Source organism: Anaerotruncus sp. AF02-27 (genome assembly GCF_003465835.1).
Classification (GTDB): Bacteria; Bacillota; Clostridia; order Oscillospirales; family Ruminococcaceae; genus Anaerotruncus; species Anaerotruncus rubiinfantis.
Map to the genome: position 1 here is coordinate 143,110 of NZ_QSBX01000001.1, position 20,351 is coordinate 163,460.

A 20,351-nucleotide genomic window follows, 5' to 3' on the forward strand; every position below is an offset into this window, starting at 1 on the left:
TTCACAAATTCCAATCAGCCCGCCCGCAATCCGGGCGGGCTGATTTTACGAGGTGAAACAAATGAATCTTGACTATATCCAAAACAACGCTGTGACCGTGAACGGATTCGTCTACCGCCCGGCCGTCATTCCAGTCGATTACTGCGGCACAATCGTCTATAACGCCGCGCTGCACCTCATCGACGGCACCCCGGTCAACCACAGCTCGCTCGAGCTTGCCGAAACCGACGGTGAGGACGCGCGTTTCGCCGGCACGGTCGCGCTGATGCAGCGAAGCGTCGACGCGGCCGGCCTGCGCCCGCGCTGCGACTATCTCGACGCGGCGCTCACAAAAGCCTACCGGGAGCTCTGCGGCCTGCCGCAGCCATCGGTCGCGGTGAGCGGCTGCCTCGCCGGAGAATGCTGCCGCTACGACGGCGGAGCAAACCTTGTGGCCGCCGTTCAAAAGCTTGTCGAAGCCGGAGAAGCGGTCCCCATCTGCCCCGAAGCGCAGGCCGGGCTTCCCACGCCGCGCACCCCCTGCGAGCGGCGCGGAGGGGCGGTCCTTTCCCACGACGGCGACGACCTGACCAAGGCTTTCGCGCGCGGCGCGAAACTTGCCCTGAAAACCGTACGGATTTTCGATGTCCACCGGGCAATCCTCAAGGAAAAAAGCCCCTCCTGCGGCTCCCATCTGGTTTATGACGGAACCTTCTCCGGAAAAGTGATCCCCGGCGAGGGCCTTACGGCCGCGTTGCTGCGCGAAGCGGCCGTCGAAATACAAACCGAGGAGGATTTCCGATGAGCGCGACCGCCGGAGTGCTGAACGCCCAACAGTCGCTCGCCGCCGAAAACAAAACCGACCACATCCTGCTGCTCGCGGGCGCGGGCACCGGCAAAACCTCCACTCTCGCCTGGAGAGTGGCAAACCTGCTCACCGCAAACGCCGCAAAGCCGGAAGAGATCCTCTGTCTCACCTTCACCAACCGCGCCTGCAAGGAGATGGTCGAAAGGATCGAAAAGATCGCGGGCGCCCCTGCGCGCGCGGTCACGGTGCGCACCATCCACAGCTTCTGCGCCTGGCTGCTGCGCCAGACGCCGGGAAGCTTCACCGATATTGGCTGCGATTTCACCGTTTGCGACACCGACGACGCGCGCGAGGTGATCCGGGAGGTGGTCTACACCGTGACCGGTCGGGAACTGGCCGACCGGCCCGCAACGATCCTGCAAAACTTCATCGGGCTTGTGAAGGACTGCCAGCTCGCGCATCCGGCGGGCGGGATTTCCGGCGCGGCGGCCGAGGCGCTCACCGTGCGGCGCGCCGAAACAGAGCGCATCTGCGTCGACGCGCAGTACCAGTTCGACCCGAAATTTTATGCTTTTCTCGCCAAATATGGGGCATCGATTGTTCGGCTTTATAATGAAAAGCTCCTGCAAAACAACACCCTCGACTTTTCCGACCTGCTTATCCGCGCCAGCCTGACCCTTTCTGATCCACAGACGAAGGTTCTTTGGCGCGGGCGTTATCGGTACATCCATATCGACGAAGTGCAGGATGTGAGTATTGCGGAATATGAGCTGCTCCAGAAGCTCTGCGGCAATGCCGTTATCCTGCTTGCGGGAGACTTCAACCAGACGATCTATCAATGGCGCGGCTCGAATCCCGACGCGCTCCTGAACCGCTTCACCGCCGAATATCACCCGCTTGTGATCGAATTTACCATCAACTACCGCAGCAGCGGGCAGCTGCTCGCCGTCGCGCAGAATTTCCTCTACACCGCCTTCGGTAAAGGGATTCCCGGCGGGCCGGGGATTTCCTCCCCCGCCTGCACCGATGTGACGGTCCGGTCGTTCGACACGCTGCCCGAAGAGGTCGACTGGATCTACAGGGAACTGCAAAAGCTCGATTTGGCCGACTATTCCCGTGCCGCGATCATCACCCGCACCAACAAAGCCTGCAACGAGGTCTGCAACCTTCTCAAAACCGGCCGGCCTGGCGAAGGCAAACCGGTCCCGTTCATGCTGGCGGACGAATTCCGCCTTTTTAAGCGCGCCGAAAGCAAAGACGCGCTCGCCTGCCTGTCGGTCATTGCGAACCCGCGTGACAGCGAAAGCCTTAAGCGGATACTTGTCCGTCTGCTGCCGGGCGTCGGCGCCGCAACGGTAAACGCGGTTATCTCCCGCTACAAGGAGGGGCTCGGCGTGGCGCTGCCCGACTTCATCGACCCGCGCACCCAGCGCACCGGGGATTTCTTCGCGCCGCTCATCGAAGCGCTCGACGCAGGGAAGGTCGTCGTATTCGACGTGGAGTCGACCGGCACCGACGTGTATGCGGATGATATCGTCCAGATGGCGGCGGTGCGCCTCGCGCCGGACGGTGCGGTCGCGGCGCGGTTCGAGCGCTACCTGCGCCCCTCCCGGCCGGTGGGGGAATCCGAACGGGTGCACGGCTTCTCGGACGCCTTTCTGGCAGAACGCGGCGACGACCCCGCCGATGCGCTTGGGGCCTTTCTCGACTTTACCGACGGCTGTGTGATCGTCGGGCATAACGTAGGTTTCGACATGGCGATCACCCAAAATAACCTGCGCCGCCGCGCGGTAAGACGGCCGTTCGCAAACGTCTGGTACGATACCCTCGACCTTTCGCGGCGGTTTCTCAAGGATCTGCCCGACCATAAGCTCGCAACCGTGTCGGCGGCGCTCGGCGCGGCGCACGACCCCACGCACGATGCGATGGATGACATTCTCGCCACCGCCGATGTGCTGACCGCGCTTATATTGCGTTATCTCATCCCGCGCACCGAGGCCCGCCGCGCCTGCTACGCGCAGTACATCGGCCGCTTCGCACAGGCTTTCGCCATCTTCCGGGAGGTTGCGGGAAAACTGGACGGCCTGGACCTGCCCGGGCTTTTTTGCCTGGTGCGGGAACGTTTCGGTCTTGACAAAGCCTATGCCGACGACCCAGAAAAACGATCGAGCCTCGAACTGCTCGCTGACTACGCCGCCGACTGTGTTCAACCCGGCGTACCGCTGCCGCAGCAGATCGCAAACCTGCTGGAACTGTCGGCGCTCACCGCCGGGGAGCTGAGCCAGCGTTCCCGCACCGGAAACAAGGTTCCGGTCATCACCGCGCATCAGTCGAAGGGCTGCGAATTTGACTACGTCTTTTTGCCAGTGCTGCAGGAAGGGGTATTCCCCACCTTCCAGGCAGTGCGTTCGGGCGATGTAACCGAGGAAAAGCGGGTGTTCTACGTCTCGATCACCCGCGCAAAAAGGAAGCTGTTCCTCTCCTATGCCCGTTATGGGTTGGGCAATTCCCCCGCAAAGCCAAGCCGGTTTTTGGAGATGCTGGGATAGCAGCCCAAAGCCCCTGCGTCTCCCAATTACCCTTTGGACTGATTCGGGATCTAAATAACCTCCCTTCGTCATTTCGACGAAGGGAGGTTATTTAGAAGATAACTGCTTGACAAGCAAGTTGAAATCCCCATTATTTTACAATTCTTTCAATATAACTGTAATCAATGTTTCCCTTTGTGACCGAATAGAAAAACGGGTCTTTTCTAATTGCATCATCTGAATTGATAATAAAATTGTTCCAATCGTCTGCTTCATTTCCATCAGACAGATAAATAGTTACTTTGAAACTATACCCAGAATATCCAACAGATGGTTTTGACCTCTTTACTTCAACATCATTCAAATTTTCGACAATATGTTGAATCTGCTCTTTGTCGGTAATATGTGTTGCATTTCCGCTGTTACCATTGAAAACAACGATTTCCAAGACCTCATTAGGGTCTAAATCCATCAAGTCGAGTGGGATATTAAACCACACAATAATGCCAGTCAAAAAAATTACTACAACAGATAGCAATATGATGATTTTCTTTTTTATATCAGTTCAACTCCTTTTATTTACTCTATCATCTTTTTCTGCTTTATTCAACACGTAGTGAAATTAACGGAGTTGAAAATCATCAGTCCCAAGATAAATAGGGAGCTCTGCGTTTCCCCCTTGACAAAGCCGTCCGGGTTTGCTAAGATGGCAGGGAACTGAATCAGCCGGATCGCCGCGGCCGCCGGGCCGCGCGATGCAAAACCCGGAAAACTTTTGAAACATATCGTCAGGCCTGTGGATATGACAGGCCTGACGATTTTTCTTTTCCCCGGCGATCCGGCCCGCACCAAAAAAGCCAAACCGCCATAGTCTGGTTTGAGGTGGATTTTCGTAGTAAAGGAGCCGTACCTATGTATTCGATTTTTGCAATCGCAATTGCGGCCGCCGTCGTGGACAGCCTGAACCCGGTGGCGATCGCACAACAGTTTGTGCTGCAGGGACTGGCCCGCCGCCGGCAGCATATCTGGTTTTACATCAGCGCCACCTTCTTTACAAATCTTCTGGGAGGCCTGCTCGTCTATTTCGGCGCCGCGGCGCTGCTGAGAAGCTTCCTCGCCGACTTCTTCACCCGGCATCTCGCGCTTCTGCTTACGGCGGAGCTGCTTTTGGGCATCGTCCTCATTGTCGCCACCAGCCATATCTTCACCAGCGAAAAAATTCGCGCGCTCGAGGACGATCTGGCCGCGCTTAAAGGTTCCCCACCCCCTGAAAAGCAGAACCGGGAACATCATGTCGGGCCGGCGTCCCTGTTTGTGCTCGGCAGCGTGGCCACCCTCTGCGAACTGCCTTCGGCGCTTCCCTACTTTGCTTTTCTGGCCGTGCTGCTCACTCACGCCCTCCCCATCTGGCTGATCGTGACGATCCTTGTGGTCTATAACCTCATCTATTCCGCGCCGCTCATGCTCATGTATCTGCTCTATGTCCGGTGCCAGGACCGTTTTGACAGTCTTTACCGGTGGTTCACCTGCAAAACCAACCGCCTTCTAAAAATCCTCACGCCGCTCGTCACTGGCGGCGCCGGGGTATTCCTCATCTCCCATGCAATCACCGGCATGCTGGTATGAAGCAAAAAGGCGGCTTCCCTTTGGGAAGCCGCCTTTTTGCTTTTACCTGTCTATTGCAGCGGGATGCGCGCCGTAACCGTGGTGCCCGCGTCCTGCGCGCTCACGAGCGAAATGGTCCCGCCGTGCCGCTCTACGATATGCTTCACGATCGAAAGCCCCAACCCGGTGCCGCCGGTCTGTTTCGAGCGGGATTTATCCACCCGGTAGAAACGCTCAAAAATCCGCTCCTGATGTTCCTTCGGAATTCCGATTCCGGTGTCCGACACGGTGAGCACCGCACAGTCCCCCTCCCGGCGCACGCCGATATCCACCCGGCCGCCCGGCCGATTATATTTGACGGCATTTTCCGCGAGGTTATAAACGAGCTCCTCAAGCATGCGCGCATTGCCCTGCACGGTAAGCGGCCCGCCTCCGGCGGCAATCGCCACCTGTTTTTGCTCCGCGGTAAAAGCGAGGGTATTTACCACACTGTCCGCCACCGCTTTGAGATCGACCGGCTCCATATCCGCCCGGCCGTCCTCCTCGATCCGTGCGAGACGGATGATGTCGTCGGTGAGGGTGATCAGACGGCTTGCCTCGCGATAGATGCGGCCGGCAAATTTTTTCACGTCCGCCTCCTGCCCCACCATGCCGTTTTCGATCATCTCCGCAAAGCCAGATATCGAGGTGAGCGGGGTTTTGAGCTCATGGGAAACGTTCGCGGTAAAATCGCGGCGTATCTTCTCCGCCTTCTGCTGCTCGGTCACGTCCATGATGAGCACGATCGCGCCGCAGACCTCCCCGGCGTTCAGCACAGGGCTTGCAAAAATGTGGCAGGCGCGCCCGTCGCAGTCGACAACCACATCGGCGCTGGCCCCGGCAAGCGCCCTTCCGACACATTCGTCCATTTCCACGCCGCGCGAAAGATTGAGCAGGTTCTTTCCGGTGTAATCTGCGCTTTTGGCCCCAAGCAGGGAGATTGCGCTGCGGTTGACCGAAAGGATCGAACGGCCTCTGTCCAGAAGCACCAGTCCCTCCTTCATGTTTGAGGTAATCGTCCGGATGGTGTCCCGCTCCTCGCGCAGATGCTCCATCTGCTGGCTGATCAACCGGTTTTGTTCCCGGATTTTTACGAAAAACGGCTCGAGTTCCTCATAGCCTTCGAGGGTATCGGTGTTCCCGATGTTCTTCGCGAGCTCTTCGATCGGGCGGAGCATCCGCCGGGTCAGCCGCGACGCAATCGCCATACCCGCCACCAGGATAACCAGCACGATCCCCGCAATCAGCGGGATGATGCTCACAAATACGGCGCCGATGCTGCGCGTCTGGTTCGAGACGCGCAGCACGCTGCCGTCCGGAAGCTTTTCCGCATAGTAGAACGAATCCAGCCCCATCGTTTCGGACCGGCGGATGTCTTCACCCTTTCCGGTTTCAAGCGCCGAGGCAATCTCCGGACGGGACAGGTGGTTTTCCATCTTATTGGAATTGTTGTCGGTGTCAAAGAGCACCGTGCCGTCCGGCGCGATCATTGTGACGCGGAAGCTCTCAAGACGCAGATCTAGACTGTCCAGGTAATCAGCTGCGTTTGGCGCGGCATAGGTGATAGATCTTGCAATCAGGTTATATTCCTGCCGCAGATCGGTCTTTGCCTGCCGGACAAGCAGCCCATAGACCGACCAGAGGGTCAGCGCCATGGTGAGCAGCACAAGCAAAATCGAGGTGGCGCACAGACTCCAATACATTCTTCTTTTCACGGGTGATCCCCCTGTCTTTCTTAAACCGAAACCTTATAACCCACGCCGCGCACGGTTTGGATCAGCGCGCCGCATGCGCCGAGCTTCTGCCGCAGCGATTTGATATGCATATCCACCGTGCGGCTTTCGCCTTCATAATCAAATCCCCACACCCGTTCCATGATCTTTTCCCGGGTGAGCACAATCCCCTCATTGCGCAGAAGGTAACTGAGCAGCTCAAATTCCTTATAGGTCAGCGTAACCGGCTCCCCCTGTGAGGTGACGGTGCGCCGCTCCTCATCGAGGGTGATCCCCCCGCAGGAGACAAGCGCGATATTCTCCTCGGGTTTCACGCGGCGCAGCACCGCCCGAATGCGTGAGATCAGTTCCATAACCCCGAACGGTTTGGTTATGTAATCGTCCGCACCGAGGTCAAGCCCCTTCACCTTGTCGTATTCGGTGGCCTTTGCGGTCAGCATGATCACTGGCACCTGCGACGTGCCGCCGGACTCCTTCAAGCGGCGCAGGATGGCAAGGCCGTCATCGCCCGGCAACATGATGTCCAGCAGCACCAGTCCCGGGGAGCGCTGTTTCACCGCCACCCAAAAGGGTTCGGCACAGTCAAAGCCCTGCGCTTCAAACCCGCTGCTCGTGAGGGCGTACAGGATCAGTTCCCGGATGCTCTCGTCGTCTTCCACCAGATAAATGCGTGTCCCTGCCATACCGCATAAACTCCTTTGCTCATGTGATCCGCCCGCTCCGCGGGCTTCCAGCGCCATCTGCCCCAAAGGCGGCCATCCGGGTTTAATCGACCGGATGGTCCCCGACATGCTCGCCGGTGATCGAAAAGACCACCCATTCGGCAATATTCGTCGCATGATCGCCGATCCGCTCAAAATATTTCGCCACCATGATGAGGTCGATCGCCTGTTCGCCATTCGCCGGGTCCTGGCGGATGAGGCGGATCAGGTCGTCCTTCACCTCGATGAAGAGGTTATCCACCACATCGTCATATTCGATGACCGCCTGTGCGAGCGCCATGTCGCGGCTGACGAAGGCGTCGATCGCTTCTGTGACCATTTTGATGGTCGCCTCGGCCATCTGCGGGATGTGCTCGAGCGAGTCGATATATTCCTCATTGATGAGCCGGATGGTGATTTCCGAGATATCCTGCGCCTGGTCACCGATGCGTTCCATATCGGTGATCATTTTGAGCGCGGTGGAGATGAGCCGCAGGTCGGCGGCGACCGGCTGCTGCTGCAAAAGCAGTTTCATGCAGCGGTGTTCAATCTCCTTTTCCTTTTCATCCACTTCGGAATCGAACTGAATCGCTTTTTTCGCAAGCGCGAGATCCTTTTCCAGAAGCGCTTTGACCGCGTCACGGATGGCGCTTTCCACAAGCTGGCCCATCTTAATCAGTTCGGTATTTAAAAGTTCCAGTTCCTTGTCAAAACGGTTTCTCATGGCTTTTCCCCTTTTCCAGTTTTCTCATCCGAACCGGCCGGTGATGTAATCTTCGGTTCGCTTGTCTCCCGGCATCGAGAACATCCGCTCGGTGTCGCAGAACTCAACCACCTCGCCGAGCAGGAAGAACGCCGTCTCGTCCGAGATGCGCGTGGCCTGCTGCATATTGTGGGTCACGATAATGATCGTGTATTTCTGCTTCAATTCTAACACAAGGTCCTCGATTTTAGAAGTGGAAATCGGATCGAGCGCGCTGGTCGGTTCGTCCATCAAAAGAACCTCCGGGTCGACCGCCAGCGCGCGGGCGATGCAAAGCCGCTGCTGCTGGCCGCCCGAAAGCCCGAGCGCTGATTTTTTGAGCCGGTCCTTGAGTTCGTCCCAAATCGCGGCGGAACGCAGGCTCTGTTCGACGATCTCGTCGAGCTTGCCCTTTGAGCGGATTCCATGGGTGCGCGGGCCATATGCGATATTGTCGTAGACGCTCATCGGGAACGGGTTTGGCTTCTGAAAGACCATGCCAACCCGCTTGCGCAGCGTATTGATGTCCATATCTCCATAGATATCCTCCCCGTCAAGCGTCACCTTCCCGGTGATCCGGCAGCCCTCCACCAGATCGTTCATCCGGTTAAGGGATTTGAGCAGGGTGGACTTCCCGCAGCCGGAAGGCCCGATAAAAGCGGTGATCGTCTTTTCCCGAAGCCGCAGGTTGATATCCTTGAGCGCCTTAAAATCGCCGTAATAAAGGTCGAGATCCTCGATTGCAAATTTGATACCGTTCATGGATATTACCCCTTTGTCAGTCGTTTCGCGATTACCGCGGACAGCGTGTTGATCAGCAGGACGGTCACCAGCAGAACGACCGCCGTGGCGTAAGCCTCGTTTGTGTGGAGCCCTTCGCTTGAGAGCACGTACATATGGATGGCCAGCGTGCGTCCGGACGCCATCAGCGATCCGGGGATCTGCGCCACCGTGCCGGCTGTGTAGATGAGCGCGGCGGTCTCGCCGACAATGCGCCCGATAGCCAGGATGATACCCGCCAGGATACCCGGCACTGCGGACGGCAGCACAATTTTAAAGACCGTGCGAAGTTTCCCCGCGCCAAGCCCGAAGCTGGCCTCGCGGAAGGAATCGGGCACCGATTTGAGCGCTTCCTCGGTGGTGCGCATGATGAGCGGCAGGATCATGATTGCCAGCGTGCAGGCGCCCGCGATGAGCGAGAAACTCCAGTGCAGCGCTGTGACGAAAAAGAGCATGCCAAAAAGCCCATAGACGATCGAAGGGATTCCGGAGAGGGTTTCGGAGGTGATCCGCACCAGTTCGACCACCTTGTTGCCGCGTTTGGCATATTCCACCAGGTAAACGGCCGTGAAGATCCCAAGCGGCGCGGCAATGAGCAGCGAAAGAAAGGTCATCTGCACCGTTGTGACGATCGCAGGAAAGAGTGAAACGTTCTCCGAGGTGTAGGTGAGCTCAAAAAGGGAGGGCGTGAGGTAAGGGACGCCCTTGGCCAGGATATAAACGATGATGTAAAAGAGGACGAATACCGTGATGACCGCCGCAAGCGTCACCAGCAAAAAGAGGAGCAGCGAGAGCGGATGCGCCAGATAGTCCTTGCATTTTCGGGCAATGCCGACCCGGTTGATCCCTCGGACCGCGTCTTTCTGTCCCGCCATTTATCCCATCCTCCTTTTGAGCACCGAGAAAGTCAGATTGATGAGCAGGATGAATACAAACAGCACTACGCCGGTCGCAATCAGCGCTTCCCGGTGCAGCTCGGCGGCGTAGCCCATCTCCAGCACGATGTTCGCCGTCAGAGTGCGCACCCCCTGAAAAATATTCTGCGGTATGCGCGGCTGGTTGCCCGCGATCATCACGACCGCCATCGTTTCGCCAATCGCCCGGCCGATGCCCAGCACGATACCCGCCAGGATACCGGATTTTGCCGCTGGAAGAACCGCGAAGAAAGCGGCGCGCTCATGGGTCGCGCCAAGCGCCAGCGCGCCTTCATAATAACTGCCCGGCACAGCGCGCAGGGCGGATTCTGACACGCCGATGATGGTGGGCAGGATCATGATACCCAGCAGGATCGAAGCGGTCAGGATGCTGCCTCCGTTATCCACCTTCCGAAAGACGCCCGCCTGCTGGAGCGCCCGTCCAATGGTGCGGATTTCCGGCACCAGTACGACCATTCCAAAGAAGCCGTAGACGATCGAAGGGATGCCCGCCATCAGTTCCACCGCGGGTTTTAAAACCGCATGCAGCTTTTTGGGACAGAAATATGCGAGATAGATGGCTGTGAGGATTCCAACCGGCACGCCGATCAGGATTGCTCCGGCGGTCACATAGATGCTGCCCAGGATCATTGGGAAGATCCCAAAAGACGCGGGCACATCGGACGGCGCCCATTTTTCTCCGAGCAGGAAGTCGAACACGCCGATCTTTGCCATCGCGGGCAGGCCGTTCGCAAAAAGGAACAGACAGATCAGCAGCACCGCGATGATCGAAGCCAGTGCACAGATCAAAAAGAGGATCTCCATCGCTTTTTCTTTGAATTTGTTCATTGTAACACCCTTTCCGGATTTTGGCCGCCGCTTTGGGAAAAGGGGCGGATTTTTGTCCGCCCCTTTTCGGAAGGAAAGAAAAGAAAAAAAGCGCTCGCTTTCAGAGGAATTCTTTCGAGGGTGTCCGGCCGCCGTCGCTCCCACGGCGGCCGGACACAGGAGGTTGGTCCTGTTTACTGGGCGTCGGCCCAGTCGATGATTTCGCCGGTGAAGATGCCTTTGATCTGCTCACTGGTCAGGTTCTCAACCGGATTTTCCGGAGAAACCACAACCGCGATGCCATCGTTTGCAATCGCCAGGCCGACAAGCTCGGCGGATTCGGTATCTTTGAGCCCGCGGGAAGCCATGCCGATGTCGCAGGTGCCGTCGATCGCGGCGGTCATGCCCGCAGTGGAGTCACTGGTCTGCAGTTCGATCTCAGCGCCGGCATTGACCGCTTTGTAGGCTTCGGCCAGCTTTTCCATAACCGGGGAAACCGAGGAGGATCCAGCGATGACCAGACGGCCCTGGGGCTTGTCACCCGCATAGGCGGCGGCGTCATCCGCAACCGCGATGTAGCCGGCGTCAACTACGATCTGCTGGCCTTCTTTTGACATGATGAAGTCGATGAAATCCTTCGCAAGGCCAGTGGGCTCGCCTTTGGTGGCGATGTTAAAGGGACGCGCGACCTTATAGGTACCGGCTTTGACATTTTCGGCGTTCGCTTCCACGCCGTCAACATTGACCGCTTTCACGGTGTCATTGAGCGAACCGAGGGAGATGTAACCGATCGCGTTCGGGTCGCCCGCGACGTTGGTCATAACCACGTTGGTCTGGCTGGCAATAACCGCATCCTGAGTGGTGTGGTCGGTCTTTGTACCGTCCGCGCCCTTCTCCTCAATGCCCATCAATTCGATAAACGCGCCGCGGGTACCGGAACCGGGTTCCCGGGAGACAACGGTGATCGGGCCTTCCATACCTTTGGGCGCTTCGGAAGAAGCCGGGGCTGCGGAGGAAGCGGGCGCCGCGGGGGCGGTGCTCGAAGAAGGCTCATCGGAGCCGCCGCATCCGGCGAGCAGCGAAAGGGACATCATTGCCGCAAGTGTTATGCCAAGAATTCTTTTCATAGTTTTTCACCTTTCTTATTTCATGTAAAATTCATTGCTGTTTTGTCGTACAGATTCTCTTTTGTACGAGTGCTATTATAGTTTTACATTGTAAAGTCACAAGCTCAGCTCTGTAAAATCCATGTAAAATTCGTCAAAGCGATGAATATTTCTCTTTATATTTGGGCAATCCGTCCAACGTTCAATTTTACGAAACAGTTTAGTCAGATTTTTCCCCGTTAAAAGTCAAAAATTCTTCAAACGGGCTTCATAGAGTCCCGCTATACTGTAATCACGCCAAAGGAAAGGGCCGGTGATGCCGATGCAGCAATAACCCTGAAAACTCTCTTTTTTAAGCGTAATACCATTTTATCCCTCTCATCACAACCATCATTTGCCGCCAAACATGCGGATACAATCCCTGGCTGTCCGCAAAAGCCATGGATTTATGATTATCACTGTTCATCCGCCGGATGGTCGGAATACCGGTCCGGCGGGTTGGACAGGCCAAAAAGTCAACGGCGCGGATTACACGCGCTTTCTATAAAAAGCGGCCCGCTTCAGATTAGATCTCCGAAGCGGGCCGCTCCTCATTTCTGTGACCTGGTCACAGAAATGAGGGCATAGGCTGTGGTATGCTGGTTTCAGCATAAAGAAAAGGGGAGTCATCTCATGGCAAAACGGCTGGCCAATATCAATCCGGATCGGTGCGTAGCCTGCGGCGCCTGCATCAAAATCTGCCCGTGCGCGTCCCTTTCGGTTCCGCGCGGCATCGTCGCCACAATCAGTGAAGCGCTCTGTATCGGGTGCGGCAGGTGCGCCAAAATCTGTCCTGCCGGGGCAATCGCTGTCAAGGAGGTGGAAACCGCGTGAAAAAATCCAAAAAATGGTACGATTTTCTCTGGGTCGCATCTGCCGTTTATCTGGCGCTCGGGTTTTTCAACATCCTGTTCGCGTGGCTGGGAATGATCTGTTTTCTGGTGCCGCTTGGCTTCGCGGTTTTCGGCGGTTCAAAAGGGTACTGCAATCGTTACTGCGGGCGCGGCCAGCTCTTCGAACTGCTTGGCAGCCGCTTGTCCCGCAACCGCCCCACCCCCGGCTGGATCGGAGCCAAATGGTGGCGCTACGGCTTTTTGACTTTTTTCCTTTTGATGTTTATCAACATGCTTTTTTCCACCTGGCTGGTATTTTCAGGCAGCCGGAACCTGCATGAAACGGTCACCCTGCTCTGGACCTTCCGGCTGCCCTGGCATTTTGCCTACCAGGGAACTGCGGTCGCACCGTGGGTGGCGCAGTTCGCTTTTGGTTTTTACAGCTTGATGCTCACCTCCACCATCCTCGGGATGGTAAGCATGCTGCTCTGGAAACCGCGCTCCTGGTGCGTCTGGTGCCCGATGGGCACGATGACGCAGGCCATCTGCAAGCTGAAAAGACACTGAAGCGGCTGAATAACCGCAACCTGCAAAGCGTCTTGGGAAACGGCTGCCCCGCCGGTTCCCAAGACGCTTTTTCGGCCCATCGATCCCGCAGTCAGGGGCCCTTGTATCCCTCCGGCAGCTCCCGGTGCCGGTCGATCCCCAGATCGTTGCCGAGTACCCCGGCCCGGCTGATCGCGCTCTTACCGAATTTGTCACGGATACCATCCACCGCGTTCTCCAGCTTTTCCTGCTTTTCGCGTGCCTGCTCATCCTGCTGCGGAGTGAAAAAGCTCAGCTGTTCGGTTTCCAACCCATCCTCCACCAGATTTGCGGCGGTGATGGTCAGCATCCGGATCGGTCTGCGCAGATCCCACGACTCCCGGACAATCGCAAGCGCCGCGTCGGACAGTTCTTTGCCCAGATGACTTGCCTTTTCAAGCGGACGCTGCCGGGTGATTGTTTTAAAATCCGGGTCGCGGATGGTCACCACCACCGTCCTGCATTTCATGCCGTGGCGCCGCAGCCGGGCGGCAACCTCATCTGCCAGCGTGAGTACGCCAAGCCGGATATCTGCCATCCCGTGCAGGTTGCGCTTATAAGTCATGCCGTTTCCGACCGATTTCATCTCCCGCGCTTCATCCGCCGGGCGCACCGGGCTGTCCTCCAACCCACAGGCATAGTCGTGCAGTGTCTCACCCATCTTCCCAAGGCGCTTTGAAAGCGCCTCCCGGTCGGCTTTCGCCAGTTCCCCAATTGTGGTGATGCCAACCTGCCGGAGGATCTGCGCCGCAGCTTTTCCCACATAGAGCAGATCGGTCACTGGCAGCGGCCAAACGATCTCCCGGAAATTCTCCCGGCTGATAATGGTGGTGGCGTCCGGCTTTTTGTAATCGCTGCCGAGTTTGGCGAATATCTTATTGAAGCTGACCCCGACCGACACCGTGAGACCAAGTTCGGCGCGCACCACCCGCCGGATCTCATCCGCGATGGTTTTGCCGTCCCCGAAAAGCCCGCGGCTGCCGGTCACATCCAGCCAGCTCTCATCAATGCCGAACGGCTCGATCTGATCGGTATAGCGCGCATAGATCGCGTTGACCAGCCGTGAATATTTCTGATACTGATCCCGATGAGGCGCCACCAGCGTAAGGCCTGGACATTTGCGCCTGGCCTGCCAGACCGTTTCGGCGGTTTGAATCTGATAACGCTTGGCCAGCTCGTTTTTGGCCAGGATGATCCCATGGCGGCTTTCCGGGTCTCCGCAGACCGCCATCGGGGTCTCGCGCAATTCGGGACGCAGGATGCATTCCACCGATGCGTAAAAGCCGTTGCAGTCGCAGTGCAAAATGGTCCGATCCATCCCGCGCCTCCTTTCCATCCGTTTGACATTCGCAATTTCATTAAAATTTTTTCGGTTTTTTTGGTCATTATTTCGTTGCTATTTTCTGCTTTGGCGTGGTAAAATAAAGACGGACAAGTTTAATAAAAATATTTTTTAGATATAAAAAATATTAGTTAGTGGTGTTGAAATGCTTCGTTCCCAGCTTTTCCGTCGTTATGCCGTCTTTTTCGCCGGGCTTTATTTCTGCGCGGCCGGCGTCGCGCTGGTCACCCGCGCGGGGCTCGGCACCTCCCCGATTTCCTCGCTCGCCTATGTGCTCACCTTCCTCTTCCCGCTGTCGCTTGGCACCTTCACCCTGCTCACCAACATCGTGATGCTTGGCGTGCAGGCGGCGATCCTCCGGCGGGATTTCGAGCTGACCCAGCTACTGCAGCTTCCCGCGACGCTCGTATTCAGTGCCGGGATCGATCTGAATATGTATTTTCTGCGCGCGGTCCCTCTGCCAAATTATCTGTCCCAAATCGCGATGCTTCTGCTCGGATGTGCGGCGCTGGGGTTCGGTGTGGCGGTTGAGGTGGTCGCGGACGCGCTCATCCTCCCGGCGGACGGGATGGCCAAGGCGATTTCTCAAAAGTGGGGCGTCGCGTTCGGCAAGGCGAAAACCGGCTGCGATGTCACGCTTGTGATCCTGGCGATCCTCATTTCGCTTCTGGCGATGCATCATATTTCGGGCGTGCGGGAAGGCACGCTGGTCGCCGCTCTGACAGTGGGGACCTGTGCGGGCTGGTTCAAAAAGCATCTCATCTGTCTGTGCTGTGAACGCTGGCGGCTCTTTCCGGCCGCCCCGGCGGCACAGCCCAATCCTTCCTGAGCGTTCCCTTCTATTTTATCAGTACGGCGTGAAATGTGCAATCATTTCACGCCTTCTCTTTTCCCATGCGCGCCTTGTCAAGACCGCCGCTTCGTGTTAAGATAAAAGCCAGAAATCTCCAGGAGGAATTCTCATGAAAATCCGGTTTGCCGCCCCCGATGACGCCGCGGCATTGCTGCGCATCTATGCGCAGTATGTCGAAACCACAATCACCTTTGAATACACCCTCCCCACCGAGCAGGCGTTTTCCGAACGGATTGCATCCATTTCCAGCGTATATCCTTACCTGGTCTGCGAGGAAGGCGGGCGGGCCGTCGGATATGCTTACGCCCACCGGCAGATGGAGCGGGAAGCATACCAGTGGAACGCCGAACTTTCGATCTACCTTGACCCGTCCGTCACATCAAAAGGACTCGGCCGGAAATTATATGGGGTTTTAATGGAAGTTTTGAAGCTGCAGAATATCAAAACGGTTTACGGTGTGGTCACCCAGCCAAACCTGAAAAGCGAAAAGCTGCATCTCTCGATGGGCTTTACCCGGGCTGGTTTTTTCCGGAACACGGGCTTCAAGTGCGGTGCATGGCGCGACGTTGTCTGGTTTGAAAAGCAGATCGCGCCATATGAACCGCAGCCTGAACCCATCCGCCCCATCCGGGAGCTCCCGCGCGAAACGCTGGAAGCAATCCTGCAACCGCATTGTGAAGGCCGGTTTTCGATTTGACAAACCGGCCAGGGCGCAATATACTAATATTCGTGTGGATAATACTCCAAAAGGAGATGTACTGTTAAATGAGCGAATGTAACCACAATTGTGAATCCTGCAGCCAAAACTGCAGCGAGCGGCAGATGAAGCCGGAGGATTTCCTCGAAAAGCCCCATGAACTGAGCTGTATCCGCAAGGTAATTGGCGTGGTGAGCGGTAAGGGCGGCGTCGGCAAGTCCCTTGTCACCTCGATGCTCGCGGTGCTCCTCAACCGCCGCGGCTACAACACCGCAATCATGGACGCGGATATCACCGGCCCGTCGATCCCCAAGGCGTTCGGCCTGCATGAACGCGCCGAAGGCGGTCCGGAGGGGATCTACCCGGTCAAGAGCAAAACCGGCATCGACGTTATCTCGATCAATCTGCTGCTTGAGAACGAGAGCGATCCTGTCATCTGGCGCGGTCCGGCCATTGCCGGCGTGGTCAAACAGTTCTGGACCGATGTGATCTGGAACGATGTGGATTACCTGTTTGTTGATATGCCGCCCGGAACCGGCGATGTGCCGCTCACCGTTTTCCAGTCGATCCCGCTCGATGGGATCATTGTGGTGGCCTCCCCGCAGGAACTGGTTTCGATGATTGTGGAAAAGGCGGTCAAGATGGCCGACATGATGAAAATCCCGATTCTCGGTATTGTGGAAAATATGAGCTATGTCGAGTGTCCCGACTGCGGCAAAAAGATTCAGATTTTCGGCGAGAGCCACATCGATGCAATCGCCGCGCAGCATGGGCTCAAGGTGCTTGCGAAGCTGCCGATCAATCCCGACATCGCACAGGTTGTGGATAAAGGCGTTGTCGAGCTGTTTGAAGGCGACTGGATGGACGGAGCCGCCGACGCTGTGGAAAATTTGCAGGAATAACGGTAAAAAAAACCCGCTTCATTGTATGAAGCGGGTTTTTTTGGGCGAAACTATCCATAAAGATTCTGACAAAGGAGTTTTATGGATATGAAAGTTCTCAAAGGTTCCAAAACCGAAGCCAATCTGCTTGCCGCGTTTGCCGGCGAAAGCCAGGCCCGCAACAAATACACCTTCTATGCTGCCAAAGCCAAACAGGATGGTTTTGAACAGATCGGCCGCATTTTCGAGGAGACCGCGAATAATGAAAAGGAACACGCTGAAATCTGGTTCAAGCTGGTGCATGAAAGCATGCCCGCCACCGATGTGAACCTGCAGGACGCCGCCAACGGCGAGCGTTACGAATGGGAAGAGATGTACAAAACCTTTGCCGAGGAAGCCAAAGCCGAAGGCTTCGACAAGATCGCCGCGCTGTTCTCACTGGTTGGCCAAGTGGAAAAAGAGCATATGGAACGCTATGAAACGCTGCTCCAGAATGTCAAGAACCAGATGGTATTCAAAAAGCCGCAGCAGGTCACCTGGATCTGCCTCAACTGCGGCCATATCTTCGAGGGACCCGAAGCGCCCAAGATGTGTCCGGTCTGCGAGAAACCACAGGCATGGTTCCAGGTGCGCGCTCAAAATTATTGATATCCCCTTTCTATTCCCCCTCTTCTCCCCGGCGGGACTTCTGTCCCGCCGGGGAATTATTTTTCCGGTCCTTCGGTGAAGGTAAAAATCTCCTCCACCGTCTTGCCGAACACCCGCGCAATATCCATCGCAAGCTTGAGGGAGGGGTTGTACTGTCCTTTTTCCAGCCGGCCGATCGTTTCCCTGCGCACCTGTACCAGCCGCGCAAGCTCCCCCTGTTCCATCCCGGCGCGTGCCCGCAGTTCGCGTATCTTCGTCTTCAGCATGCCTTACTCCCCGAACCGCTCATAGTAGAGAAAGACACCGCTGCGCAGGATCCCCATGGCCACAAAGCAGTAGATCACTTCGGTGGAGGTGATTGAAAGGCTGACCTCTCCAAGCGTGAGCAGCGTAACCACGGCAGCGGCAATATAGACCAGGTTAAATACCAGGGCGTCCGCCTGCGCTTCGTTTTTCCTGGCCCGTTCGTCCGATTTCTCCTTCGGAATGAGGACCTCCAGGACGATTCCCAGTCCGGCGAGCAGCGCAAACAGCATGACGAACAGCATGGTCCATGCGGGTTTTTCAATCGGCAGCCCGGCGTAGAGCAGCAGAGCGCCGATCGTGCCGGTGCAGATGAGCTCCACCTGTTTGGAACGGACGATGGAAAGGCGCGGAAGCTTCATACAGATTCCTCCAATGTGATTTATTTGTATCTTATGAGATAAATATATCACTTTAAAAATTTTCTGTCAAGCCGCACTTTCAAAATATCCGATCAGGCTATTGCACATCTGTACCAACTCCAATCGTCCTATATACCAATTTTTCGTAGAAAACACCCGAAAAAATTGACCTTGCAGACAAAGAGTTGTATCATAGGGGTGGATATTTTCGGAGATATTTTTTGTAAGGAAGGTGTCTGACTATGAAAAATTACGCGGACTATGAGGTCATCCAGCTGACCCAACAGCTGGTGCGCCACAAGAGCACAAACCCTGGCGTTTATGAAACCGAAGTTGGAAATTTCATCTACGATTGGTGCTCCAAACTGCCGGGTGTGGAAGTCTTTCGCGATCCGTATCCGGCGGATCCCAAGCGATTCAACGTCATCGCCCATCTCCCGGGTGAAATCGAGCATCCGAATCTCGTCTACATCTCGCACATGGATGTCGTCCCCGAGGGCGAAGGCTGGAACTGTGATCCCTACGCCGCCCAGATCATCGACGGGAAAATTTACGGCCGCGGTGCATGCGACATGAAATCGGGCATGGCCTGCGCCATGATGACCCTCAAATCGCTCGCCGAGATGGGTAAAAAGCCGAAGCACTCCTTTGTGTTCATTGCCTCGTTCGACGAGGAGGGCAACGTCATGACCGGCGCGGAACAGTCGATGACCAGCGGATGGGTCCGGGCGGACAGCTGGGTCGCCGACCAGGAACCCACCAAAAAGGAAATTATTGTCGCCCACAAGGGCAAGATCTGGTTTAAAATCCACGCGCAGGGCCGCGCCGCTCACGCTTCCACCCCGTGGCAGGGAATCGATGCCATCGCGGCAATGGGCGAAGTGATCCACGGATTCCGCGAGCGAATCGAACGGTTCCCGAGCCATCCGGAGCTGGGTGATTCCACGGTTGCGTTCGGCACCATAGCGGGCGGCATCAACACGAACGTCGTTTCCGATCAGGTAGATCTGTGCATTGATGTGCGTCTCTCCCCGCCGACCACCCCACAGGATGCCATCCGCATCCTCGATGAGGCGATCGCGGACGCCGAGGCGGTTGTCAAGGGCGTAAAAGTCACTTATGACATCATTGCTCAGCGGCCCCCGATCGAGCGCGATCCGGATGCAAAACTCTACAACGCGGCCATAGATGCTTATCGGAAGGTGCTGGGTGAGGAGCCGGTCATCAATTTCTTCTCCTGCTATACCGACGCCGCGGTCATCGCGGGTTCGCTCTCGAATCCGAATACGATGTCCTTCGGACCGGGCGACCTGGGGGTCTGCCACAAGCCAAATGAATTTGTTGACTGCGAGCCGATCCTTGAAGTCCAGCAGGTGCTGTTCCAGCTTGCAAAAGACATGATATTCTGATTTTTCGCAATGTATAAGGGGCGCCGGCTTTAGCCGGCGCCCCTTATATTGTTCTTTTACACCTCGTAGGTTTTTAAAATGTTCTGCGCGATTTCGCGGCGGGTGGTGCGCATATCCATTGCCTGCTTTTCGATGTATCGGTGAGCCTGCGGTTCGGTCATATTGAGGTATTGGATGAGCGCGCACTTCGCGCGGTCGACTAGGCGGATCTCTTCAATCTTGCTCTGCAGTCTGACGTTTTCGCTCTGCAGACCCACGATCCGGTTGCGCGCCGCGCTCACCAGCTTGAGCGCCTGAAAGAAGATCGGCCGGATGACCGGTTTTGCCACGACCAGCACACCATAATCCTCCACCCTGGCTGATACTTCGTCCGCATTTTCGTTTTTCACAAGCAGCATGACCCCCGCCGTGGTCATCTGAGAAACCGAAATGGCCAGTTCATGCCCAAATTCATCCGTCAGCGGCGTATTTACCAGGATGAGGCCAAAATCGTTATCGATCAGCATCCGGCGCGCTTCAGCGCCGGACTTTGCATAAGCTGTCTGGCGGTATCCCGCTGTCCCCAGCAGGCCGCTGAGCAGATCGGCCGCCTGCTGGGAACTGGATACGATAAAAACGCTTTCCATGCCGTCACCC

General features: G+C 56.6%; 22 protein-coding genes. 10 read left to right on the forward strand and 12 right to left on the reverse strand.

The features are described 5' to 3' along the window. The first annotated feature begins 61 nt into the window (after window positions 1-61). Complete coding sequence (locus DWV16_RS00730; RefSeq protein ID WP_243007248.1) at window positions 62-784, forward strand: DUF523 domain-containing protein; 723 nt, start codon at window positions 62-64, stop codon at window positions 782-784. Continuing rightward, on the forward strand, window positions 781-3,336 hold the full coding sequence (locus DWV16_RS00735; protein WP_118477554.1) for a 3'-5' exonuclease: 2,556 nt from the start codon (window positions 781-783) through the stop codon (window positions 3,334-3,336). Before DWV16_RS00730 ends, DWV16_RS00735 begins: the two co-directional genes overlap by 4 nt. 130 nt (window positions 3,337-3,466) lie before the next feature. On the opposite strand, the gene DWV16_RS00740 is transcribed toward DWV16_RS00735, so the two are convergent. Next, window positions 3,467-3,829 (reverse strand): hypothetical protein, encoded by a 363-nt coding sequence (locus DWV16_RS00740; protein WP_243007249.1) that lies wholly within the window; start codon window positions 3,827-3,829, stop codon window positions 3,467-3,469. Between the two features lie 398 nt (window positions 3,830-4,227). On the opposite strand from DWV16_RS00740, the gene DWV16_RS00750 reads away from it, so the two are divergent. After that, on the forward strand, window positions 4,228-4,941 hold the full coding sequence (locus tag DWV16_RS00750; protein WP_066457385.1) for a GAP family protein: 714 nt from the start codon (window positions 4,228-4,230) through the stop codon (window positions 4,939-4,941). 50 nt (window positions 4,942-4,991) lie between these two features. On the opposite strand, the gene DWV16_RS00755 is transcribed toward DWV16_RS00750, so the two are convergent. The 7 genes from DWV16_RS00755 to DWV16_RS00785 all read right to left on the reverse strand — a co-directional run bounded on the left by DWV16_RS00755 (window position 4,992) and on the right by DWV16_RS00785 (window position 11,784). Beyond that, window positions 4,992-6,674, reverse strand: coding sequence for an ATP-binding protein (locus DWV16_RS00755; protein ID WP_066457381.1), 1,683 nt, complete (start codon window positions 6,672-6,674; stop codon window positions 4,992-4,994). 20 nt (window positions 6,675-6,694) lie between these two features. Further along, window positions 6,695-7,375, reverse strand: coding sequence for a response regulator transcription factor (locus tag DWV16_RS00760; protein WP_066457379.1), 681 nt, complete (start codon window positions 7,373-7,375; stop codon window positions 6,695-6,697). Between the two features lie 82 nt (window positions 7,376-7,457). Next, a complete protein-coding gene (gene phoU / locus DWV16_RS00765) occupies window positions 7,458-8,117 on the reverse strand; it encodes a phosphate signaling complex protein PhoU (RefSeq protein WP_066457374.1) in 660 nt (219 codons plus the stop codon). Between the two features lie 24 nt (window positions 8,118-8,141). Further along, on the reverse strand, window positions 8,142-8,897 hold the full coding sequence (gene pstB, locus DWV16_RS00770; RefSeq protein ID WP_066457372.1) for a phosphate ABC transporter ATP-binding protein PstB: 756 nt from the start codon (window positions 8,895-8,897) through the stop codon (window positions 8,142-8,144). A 5-nt stretch (window positions 8,898-8,902) separates the two neighbouring features. Continuing rightward, window positions 8,903-9,790, reverse strand: coding sequence for a phosphate ABC transporter permease PstA (pstA, locus tag DWV16_RS00775; protein ID WP_066457370.1), 888 nt, complete (start codon window positions 9,788-9,790; stop codon window positions 8,903-8,905). After that, the gene (pstC, locus tag DWV16_RS00780; protein WP_066457364.1) at window positions 9,791-10,678 is read right to left on the reverse strand and encodes a phosphate ABC transporter permease subunit PstC; all 888 of its coding nucleotides are present in this window, start codon (window positions 10,676-10,678) and stop codon (window positions 9,791-9,793) included. A 173-nt stretch (window positions 10,679-10,851) separates the two neighbouring features. Beyond that, entirely contained in the window at window positions 10,852-11,784 is a 933-nt protein-coding gene (locus tag DWV16_RS00785) for a substrate-binding domain-containing protein (protein WP_066457362.1), read from the reverse strand. A gap of 651 nt (window positions 11,785-12,435) precedes the next feature. Between DWV16_RS00785 and DWV16_RS00790 the strand changes: the two genes are divergently transcribed. Next, window positions 12,436-12,636 (forward strand): 4Fe-4S binding protein, encoded by a 201-nt coding sequence (locus DWV16_RS00790; RefSeq protein WP_066457360.1) that lies wholly within the window; start codon window positions 12,436-12,438, stop codon window positions 12,634-12,636. Continuing rightward, the gene (locus DWV16_RS00795) at window positions 12,633-13,202 is read left to right on the forward strand and encodes a 4Fe-4S binding protein (protein WP_118477557.1); all 570 of its coding nucleotides are present in this window, start codon (window positions 12,633-12,635) and stop codon (window positions 13,200-13,202) included. The genes DWV16_RS00790 and DWV16_RS00795 overlap by 4 nt, the downstream gene beginning before the upstream one ends. 91 nt (window positions 13,203-13,293) lie before the next feature. Here the strand turns inward: DWV16_RS00795 and dinB are convergent, their stop codons facing one another. Further along, on the reverse strand, window positions 13,294-14,538 hold the full coding sequence (gene dinB, locus DWV16_RS00800) for a DNA polymerase IV (RefSeq protein WP_066457356.1): 1,245 nt from the start codon (window positions 14,536-14,538) through the stop codon (window positions 13,294-13,296). 169 nt (window positions 14,539-14,707) lie between these two features. Here dinB and DWV16_RS00805 point away from each other — a divergent pair, with 169 nt between their 5' ends. From DWV16_RS00805 to rbr, 4 genes are all read left to right on the forward strand, one after another. Further along, a complete protein-coding gene (locus DWV16_RS00805) occupies window positions 14,708-15,391 on the forward strand; it encodes a YitT family protein (protein ID WP_118477559.1) in 684 nt (227 codons plus the stop codon). 133 nt (window positions 15,392-15,524) lie between these two features. Next, window positions 15,525-16,112 carry a GNAT family N-acetyltransferase gene (locus DWV16_RS00810; protein ID WP_118477560.1) on the forward strand — a complete coding sequence of 196 codons (588 nt, stop codon included), beginning with the start codon at window positions 15,525-15,527 and terminating at the stop codon, window positions 16,110-16,112. A 68-nt stretch (window positions 16,113-16,180) separates the two neighbouring features. After that, complete coding sequence (locus tag DWV16_RS00815; protein WP_066457346.1) at window positions 16,181-17,014, forward strand: Mrp/NBP35 family ATP-binding protein; 834 nt, start codon at window positions 16,181-16,183, stop codon at window positions 17,012-17,014. 87 nt (window positions 17,015-17,101) lie between these two features. Continuing rightward, window positions 17,102-17,641: a rubrerythrin gene (gene rbr / locus DWV16_RS00820; RefSeq protein WP_066457342.1), complete on the forward strand. Its 540-nt coding sequence runs from the start codon at window positions 17,102-17,104 to the stop codon at window positions 17,639-17,641. A 56-nt stretch (window positions 17,642-17,697) separates the two neighbouring features. Here rbr and DWV16_RS00825 read toward each other — a convergent pair whose 3' ends face one another. Continuing rightward, on the reverse strand, window positions 17,698-17,907 hold the full coding sequence (locus tag DWV16_RS00825) for a helix-turn-helix transcriptional regulator (RefSeq protein ID WP_066457339.1): 210 nt from the start codon (window positions 17,905-17,907) through the stop codon (window positions 17,698-17,700). A 3-nt stretch (window positions 17,908-17,910) separates the two neighbouring features. Next, window positions 17,911-18,306, reverse strand: coding sequence for a hypothetical protein (locus tag DWV16_RS00830; RefSeq protein WP_066457337.1), 396 nt, complete (start codon window positions 18,304-18,306; stop codon window positions 17,911-17,913). Between the two features lie 242 nt (window positions 18,307-18,548). On the opposite strand from DWV16_RS00830, the gene DWV16_RS00835 reads away from it, so the two are divergent. Beyond that, a complete protein-coding gene (locus tag DWV16_RS00835; protein ID WP_066457335.1) occupies window positions 18,549-19,715 on the forward strand; it encodes a M20 family metallopeptidase in 1,167 nt (388 codons plus the stop codon). A gap of 56 nt (window positions 19,716-19,771) precedes the next feature. Here DWV16_RS00835 and DWV16_RS00840 read toward each other — a convergent pair whose 3' ends face one another. Further along, on the reverse strand, window positions 19,772-20,341 hold the full coding sequence (locus DWV16_RS00840) for an ANTAR domain-containing response regulator (RefSeq protein ID WP_118477561.1): 570 nt from the start codon (window positions 20,339-20,341) through the stop codon (window positions 19,772-19,774). Between the last annotated feature and the right edge of the window lie 10 nt (window positions 20,342-20,351).